We start from the raw sequence: 7,179 nt of genomic DNA, 5'->3' as shown, positions 1-7,179 counted from the left end.
CCAGACTCAAACATACTCACAATTTCTCGTTTAAATGCTTCCGAGTAACAACGAGTTTTCCTGATTTGATGTAAATTCGCTTTCATATATTTTGACTTTTGTGGTCAACATATATCAGGGACGTACAGATACTAAAGCTTTAAATTCAACTTTAATACCTCAAGCCCCAATATGGATTTCGAAACCCTTTGATCGATTCTTTAATGAAATCAGCAATGATTTTATTGTAATCAGCATCCGAGATTTTCTTGCCCTTAATTTTCTTCAAATTGAATTCGTTCGTCAGTTTTTTAAACTCGACTTTATTGGCAATAATCGTCACATCCCCGTCATTGATATCCAATTCCAAAATTAAACCAGGAAGACCAAAATAGCGCTCGGGACCTGCTTGAACCGGAATATCTTGCGCAAACCAAGCCGTAATTGTTTGTTTTTTCACGGTATCGACCGTCACCGCTTTCATACAAATAAAACCTGCCACTTCTTTAATTTGATTCAAAATTTTCCAAGAGGGTGCATGCAAAGAGTCATCCACCACATAGGTCTTTCCGAGTAAATCAATGTAGTCGGTGGAGTGTTCTGAAGCAAAATTCTTCGTTAAGAAAAAGGTCTCTTTTCGGCCAGACCAACCCTGTTCTGCATTTTCCTCACCTTGCATATACAAGCTTTGATTTTCGTTAAACGCCAAGGTCATTTTTTGTTTCCATCCTTCGTCTGAGCTTCCCCAAGTTAACTTTATTCGGTCTTTTTCCTCTGCACTTAAATACGTTAAGCGAGTCATAATGTTGGCCCAAAAAGTCGTTCGTTCGTACTGAACCATTCCCTCCTTTTTTCCTTCTTGAGAGAAGGCTGAAAAGGAAATCAAAAACAATAAAAATCCTATTTGCTTCATCTTTTATCTTTTACGAATGGGAGAATTTAAGCCTCGCATATTGTAGGTATAACTCAGCATGACATATTGGGAAAGCGTTTGAGTTTTTTCAAAACTCACAAAGTTTTGAAAAGCGAATTGATTAACCCCAAGATTCTTTTTAAATACATCGTACACGGTCAATCGAATTTCTGATTTTTGTGCCTTCCCTAGATATTTGAATACCGAAACGTTCAAAATAGGCATTTCTTGGTACAAACCTCTTGTCTTATTTTCATACACTTTGTAATCTAAATTATAAGACAAAAAGGTGTTCTTGCCAAAATTAACTGTTAATTCAGACCCAAACTGATTATTGCGAATGGTTTGCTCTGGCAAAGCTGATTTATCGTAGCTTGTATTGTTCAAACCGAATCTGGCATTCATATAAAACGTGATTCGATCATTGGGGGTAAAAGAAATACGTGCCCCCAAACTGCCTGCATTGGTATTTGTATTAGACAAAACATCATTTAAAAAGAGTGGGTTTTTTGCCAAATTAAAATCCGCGTTAATATTCATCGTACTAACCGTTTTTTTCAATGGAAACCCGAATCCAAAATAGCCCACATAGCTCTCCCCCCCAGATATATTCAAGGGCTTGGTTAATACGACACCATTCGAATTGATACTTTGACTATACACCACTTGATTTACATTATAATTATACGCAAGATTCGTATATAGATTTAAGAAATTCGCCGCATCAAATAAGTTAAATCCAGAACTTATTGAGTGATTAAGACTCGGTAATAAATTCGGATTACCTACACGTAAAAATAAGGGATTGCTATTATCAACAATGGGCTGTAAATCTCTAATGCTTGGCTCCTGAACAGATTTATCATATGAAAAAAATAAATACCGATTATTTTTTAATTCTAAGTCAAGCCCCACTTTAGGAATCCATGCAAAATAATTTAAATCAATCGTGGCTAAATTTGAGGCAGTAGCAGATTTTCTAAAATCCCCCGTTAGGTTAAAATGCTGAGCTGCTAATCCTACCGTTATATTCACCCCGTCCTTTGAATAGCGAACGCTAGAACCTAGCCGATTGTAAGCTAAATTATTATCATAATATCGGCTTAAACTGTCATTTCTACTATCTACTCCAGTGGTACTACGATCAGAAAGATCGCGGTTTAGGCGGTTACTTTGGAAACTCGTATTAAAAAATGACTCCCAATAAAATACCTTAGACAAAGGCTCCACAAAAAAGAGGCTTGACTTGACTTGTGTTTTTCTAGAGAAGTTGTTTGTCAATTGATCAATAGCCTGAATCGAATCCCGTAGTGTAGTTGCACTTAAGAATTGGCTGATCGATTTCTGGGTAGACGACCCATCAGAATTAGCATAATTATACCCTGCACTAGCTGAAAAACTGCGTCCTTTTTTAGCAAATTTATGTCGAAATATCGCTGTGTTTTGTACCGAAAAAGATTGCTGTTCACTTCCATTTAACAATTTTGTTTGGCGCGGATAAAAATTATTTTGAACCAATAATTGTTGAAAAATTTGACTCTTTTGATCAGCGTTTCCAAAAGACATTTTACCATTACTTATTAAAATAAGTGTGTTCAACGTGTCGATAGCTTTCTCGTAGCGCATACTCATGCGGTGATTCGCGGAGAACGTTCGCTGGCTGGTTGTATCCGCTGAATTTTGAGTTTTATCTTGAAAAAAGCGTTGCGTACTTGAGATTTTATCAATTAAACGTTCAGATTGATTGAAATAGTAATTCGAACTGAATTTAGTCTTTTTCGTGTCATAATTGTAATTGGCCCCACCCGAATAATTCTTTGAAAAACCATCGCGTCTGCCTCCAATTGGAATCCCCATTTGATCATCTCCATCATCAAAAGTAATGTAACGCACGTTTCCTGTAAAACCAAAATCTGCCTCATTTCCCCAAGAAAATGCTTGACTGCCTCTGAAATCTTGGTAATCATCAAAAGACATCCCCGTTTGATTCGTATTATTACCCAATCCAATCAAAGACAGTTGGTTTTTTGCATCAAACTTATTGTAATTCCCCTTGATCTCTTTTCTTCCTTCCGTAGCAATACCTCCTGTTATTTTTCCAAATCCCCCCTTCTTATGGCTCTCCTTTAACTCTAAATTTATCGTCTTCTCTTTTTTCCCATCATCAATGCCAGTCACCTTTGCTGCTTCTGTTTTCCCATTAAACACTTGAACCTTTTGAATCGCATCTGCAGCTATATTTTTAGTCGCTAACTTCGGATCAGACCCAAAAAAACTACGACCATCTACCGTCACTTTTTTCACGGTTTGGCCCTGTGCCCTTATACTTCCATCCGCCTCAATCTCCATTCCTGGAAGCTTTCTTAACAAGTCTTCCACTGTTGCCCCAGGTGGCACTTTAAAAGAGGCGGCATTGTATTCAATCGTATCACCCCGAATGCTCAAAGGAGCTTTCGCCGTTCTGACTACCACTTCAAACAATTCCTTAGAAATAGGCTTCATGATCAAAGCCCCTAAATCAATTGTCGCCTCTTGCAATGGTTTCACATCCACTTGTAAGGGGACATAGCTCACATAAGACGCCTTCAAAATATAGGGCTGACGCTTTACACTCTTGAATTCAAAAACTCCTTGATCATTTGCGCGACCAAAATTAACTAATGAGGAGTCTTTCGGTAGCAACAACATCACCGTCGCCTGCGACAAGGGATGCCCACTTGTATCTACTAATTTTCCTTGAATTTGAACACGGTTTTGACCTATTGCAACAAAACTGAGCAGTATAAGGGCACTTAGAGCGAATGATTTAAGCATGAAGATTTTAGGACATTTTCTAAAAATATAAAAAATTTAAAATAGCCCCCTGCAATAAATGATGAATGGTTTTTTCAAGCTATGCTTTTAATTATAGGCGGAAGATATTTAACGCTTGCTACCATTTATAGCAAAAGGGTTTATTGGATTTTGGGCACTATTATAGGAATTTCAACATCCTTGTTATTTAAATTAAAAATTCAATCTTTAGGTTCTTTGTTGACAGGCTCATTAATTGAAATTTCTTGGACTTGTTCTGTTTCTGTCATTCCGCAGAAACAAAAAAGTCAGCATTTCTGCTGATTTTCTCGTATGCTCCCCCATGCTATGAAAGAACATGTAACTAGACAAAAGTTAAACTTATTGCAATGTTACAAGAGGTTAGCCCATGCATTTAACTTCCTTCCTAATTAATAAAAGTAATGGCAGCTAAATGGCTTAGGGACAATCTGAAACTCCCGCACAATATTCTTACTTTGTATTTAGAATACACAACATACCGCTTCTTAAAGTTTACCTATTTAGGATTAACTTGCGAAATATGGTAAAGGGTTTGACCACATATAGCGGTAATTATAAACAAACCACACTGAAAAACTTTGCACAAAAAACGACAAATGGATAAGAGAGTAAAATTTGACTTCGAGATATACTTTACTAACGGAGGAAACATCAAAGGCGAGGATTTTCGGCTTGATATAATGGGCGACAATATCTCAGACAAAGAACTTACGGATTATATTATAGAAGATTTAAGACTTCTAATGGTAGGCGAAACCAAAATCTTGAATAAAAAAATATTGATTGAACCTCATAAAAGAAAATCCATTAATTCGAAAATGGAGAATGGCTTATTCATTGATTTAAGCCACACAATAAAACATGGACTTGTAACCTATAAAGGTTTACCAGCACCTATTATTTGCGATTATTTAAGCAGAGAAAATTCAAAACAATTTTATGCAGAAGGAACTACTTTTCAAATTGGTAAAATTGAAATGGTTACAAACACAGGTACTTATATTGATTGCCCATTTCATAGGTTTAAAAATGGAAAAGATCTTTCGGAAGTTGGATTAGCCTGTTTTACAGACCTTGATGCCATTGTTATTCGCATTCCTTTCACCGAAACATTAGAAATAACAAAAGAACATTTAAAAAGCTACGAAATCAGAAATAGAGCTGTTTTAATTCATACGGGTTGGGACAGTAATTGGAATACCGAAAAATATTATGAAAATCATCCCTATTTGACAGAAGGTGCCGCGAAATACCTAAAAGATTGTAGCGTTAAATTGGTTGGCATTGATTCCCATAATATTGACAACACATCAGGAAAAACTAGGCCTGTTCACACGACACTTTTAGGAGCAGAGATTTTAATTGTCGAACATCTTTGCAATCTTAATCTATTGCCTCAAGACGGTTTTACTTTTAGTGCGATTCCGCCCAAATTTAAAGGCGTTGGTACATTTCCTGTTAGAGCAATGGCTAAGCTGAAAAAAAATATCTAACGAAATGAACACGTTCTTTGGTTTAACTTTTAATAACATGCAGAAACCCAAAGCGACAACACCCCTAATTCATTGATTATAAAAAAGCCATCAGAAATGATGGCTTTCCTGTTTGCTCCCTTACTAGGTGAAATGTTGCAGCCATTTATATCGGTAAAACTATCTAAATTGGTCTTTCAGTAACCTTTTGTAAGGTTCGTTGATTTTCTCAATACATAAAATAATTACATAGGCTCCGAGGGAAGCCCTCAGAGCTTATACTAACTGAATCATTAATTTAAAAAATCTACCTATTATTCCCCTTTAAATGATCGTAACCTTGTGGTAATCGTGTATAACCATGATATACTATTCTATCAGCTAACACACCATAATATTCTTCGTTTTCAGGAAGCGATGTTCCTAAACCATCCACATACCGATTATACAAACAAAATAAGGCGGCAATCAATACCGTATCATGAATCTCTATATCAGTGGCACCAGCCACTTTTGCGCGCGTAATTGAATCCTCTGTAACCGACTTCCCGCTTTCGCGTGTTTGTTTCGCAATGGTTAATAACGCCTTCATCTTTTCACTTACAGGAGCTGTTTCTATATCGGTCTTTACACAAGCCGCAGTTTCTGATTCTCCCGCTAATAAATCAGCGGCAGCCGTATGTGCTGTAGTACAAAAAACACATTGATTTCCATGTGAAACGACCGTAGCAATAAGTTCTCGTTCTGCCTCTGATAATGATGACGGACCTCTCAATAATACCTGTGTAAGATCGCGAATAGGTTGTGCGGTATCTTTACTATATTCCAATAATCCTGTAATCCCTGGTAGGTGGCTCTCTAATTTAATATATGGCATCGCTTTTCTATTTATAAACACTTGCTGTATAACCTTCTTCTGCACGCTGCGGTGCTCTATTAATGTAAAACTGTCGATCTTCGGGAGCCAAAGTCGCTAGTCCATCCACATATCGATTAAACATACAGAAAGATGCTGCAATTAATACAGTATCATGAATCTCCATATCCGAAGCACCTTCTATTTTCGCTAATTCAATTTGATCATGGGAGACATGCTTTCCTCCTTTTTGAACACTTCCTGCAATGGTTAATAATGCCTTCATTTTAGCGGTGATATTCTGATTTATAAAGTCTTTCTTTATTGCATCTATTTCTTCTATGTTACATCCCAAATAGTGGCCAGCCATTGCTCCATGTACATTTTGACAAAAAAAACAATCATTTAAATAAGAGACATAGGTTCCTATAAGCTCTCTTTCTCCTCTAGTTAAGGAATTGTCCCCTCTTAATAATACTTCAGCAAGTGCATTTAAAGGCTTTTCTGTCAAAGGACTAAATGCCATCAATCCACGAATTCCTGGAAGCTCATTTCCTAAATCTATATGTGCCATCTTATGAATTATTAGGGGGTAATACGTATCCTTGAACCATCCGTTTTCCCATTTCTTTATACTCTTCTGGATTTGTAGGTGTTAGGCTAGCTAATCCATCAACATACCGATTAAACATGCTGAAAGAAGCTGCGATCAATACGGTATCATGAATCTCCTTATCCGTTGCGCCTAGTCCACGAGCTACATCAATATCATCTTGCTTTACTTCTTTCCCCAAAATCTGAACCTTCCCTGCAATTTGGAGTAAGGACTTTAATTTAGGACTGATATTTGATGCGTCTAAATCATTCAACACATCATCAACAGTTGCGTCGCCTTCTCCGTATAAACATCTGGCTGCAGCAGCATGACTGCTACTACAAAAAACACATTCATTCCGCCTTGAAACATAGGCAGCCATTAATTCTCGCTCTGCTTGAGTTAAGGTCGAATCACCGCGAAGCAATACCTCTGCTAACGCATACAAATGCTGACCTGTTTCAGGTCTGAACATGACCAGAGATCTAATCCCCGGTACTCCGTCTGGTACGTTAATATGTGCCATATT

Annotated in this window: 7 protein-coding genes; 2 read left to right on the top strand and 5 right to left on the bottom strand. The window is 37.1% G+C overall.

Going from position 1 to position 7,179, the window contains the following annotated elements; translation table 11 throughout:
- Positions 1-151: 151 nt before the first annotated feature.
- Together EWU23_RS13520 and EWU23_RS13515 are read right to left on the bottom strand one after the other, a co-directional pair.
- Positions 152-892, bottom strand: a complete 741-nt coding sequence (locus EWU23_RS13520; protein WP_166233105.1) for a GLPGLI family protein — start codon at positions 890-892, stop codon at positions 152-154.
- Between the two features lie 3 nt (positions 893-895).
- Positions 896-3,706, bottom strand: coding sequence for an outer membrane beta-barrel protein (locus EWU23_RS13515; protein WP_166233103.1), 2,811 nt, complete (start codon positions 3,704-3,706; stop codon positions 896-898).
- A 54-nt stretch (positions 3,707-3,760) separates the two neighbouring features.
- On the opposite strand from EWU23_RS13515, the gene EWU23_RS14375 reads away from it, so the two are divergent.
- Both EWU23_RS14375 and EWU23_RS13510 read left to right on the top strand, forming a co-directional pair.
- Complete coding sequence (locus EWU23_RS14375) at positions 3,761-4,009, top strand: DUF7010 family protein (protein ID WP_394367330.1); 249 nt, start codon at positions 3,761-3,763, stop codon at positions 4,007-4,009.
- A gap of 314 nt (positions 4,010-4,323) precedes the next feature.
- Positions 4,324-5,220: a cyclase family protein gene (locus EWU23_RS13510; protein ID WP_166233101.1), complete on the top strand. Its 897-nt coding sequence runs from the start codon at positions 4,324-4,326 to the stop codon at positions 5,218-5,220.
- Between the two features lie 286 nt (positions 5,221-5,506).
- On the opposite strand, the gene EWU23_RS13505 is transcribed toward EWU23_RS13510, so the two are convergent.
- From EWU23_RS13505 to EWU23_RS13495, 3 genes are read right to left on the bottom strand one after another with little or no spacing between them, the layout of a single operon-like run.
- Positions 5,507-6,076, bottom strand: a complete 570-nt coding sequence (locus EWU23_RS13505) for a carboxymuconolactone decarboxylase family protein (protein WP_166233099.1) — start codon at positions 6,074-6,076, stop codon at positions 5,507-5,509.
- A 7-nt stretch (positions 6,077-6,083) separates the two neighbouring features.
- Positions 6,084-6,629 carry a carboxymuconolactone decarboxylase family protein gene (locus EWU23_RS13500; protein WP_166233097.1) on the bottom strand — a complete coding sequence of 182 codons (546 nt, stop codon included), beginning with the start codon at positions 6,627-6,629 and terminating at the stop codon, positions 6,084-6,086.
- A gap of 1 nt (position 6,630) precedes the next feature.
- Positions 6,631-7,176 carry a carboxymuconolactone decarboxylase family protein gene (locus EWU23_RS13495; RefSeq protein ID WP_166233095.1) on the bottom strand — a complete coding sequence of 182 codons (546 nt, stop codon included), beginning with the start codon at positions 7,174-7,176 and terminating at the stop codon, positions 6,631-6,633.
- Positions 7,177-7,179: the final 3 nt, after the last annotated feature.

This window comes from Aquirufa beregesia (genome assembly GCF_011090385.1).
GTDB classification, from domain to species: domain Bacteria; phylum Bacteroidota; class Bacteroidia; order Cytophagales; family Spirosomataceae; genus Aquirufa; species Aquirufa beregesia.
The sequence above is the reverse complement of the archived record's forward strand: the minus strand, read 5'-3'. Positions and strand labels throughout refer to the sequence as shown.

Excerpts from the sequence above, each read along its gene's own strand:
- EWU23_RS13520 (WP_166233105.1), bottom strand. The coding sequence starts at position 892 with ATGAAGCAAATAGGATTTTTATTGTTTTTGATTTCCTTTTCAGCCTTC.
- EWU23_RS13515 (WP_166233103.1), bottom strand. The coding sequence starts at position 3,706 with ATGCTTAAATCATTCGCTCTAAGTGCCCTTATACTGCTCAGTTTTGTT.
- EWU23_RS13510 (WP_166233101.1), top strand. The coding sequence starts at position 4,324 with ATGGATAAGAGAGTAAAATTTGACTTCGAGATATACTTTACTAACGGA.
- EWU23_RS13505 (WP_166233099.1), bottom strand. The coding sequence starts at position 6,076 with ATGCCATATATTAAATTAGAGAGCCACCTACCAGGGATTACAGGATTA.
- EWU23_RS13500 (WP_166233097.1), bottom strand. The coding sequence starts at position 6,629 with ATGGCACATATAGATTTAGGAAATGAGCTTCCAGGAATTCGTGGATTG.
- EWU23_RS13495 (WP_166233095.1), bottom strand. The coding sequence starts at position 7,176 with ATGGCACATATTAACGTACCAGACGGAGTACCGGGGATTAGATCTCTG.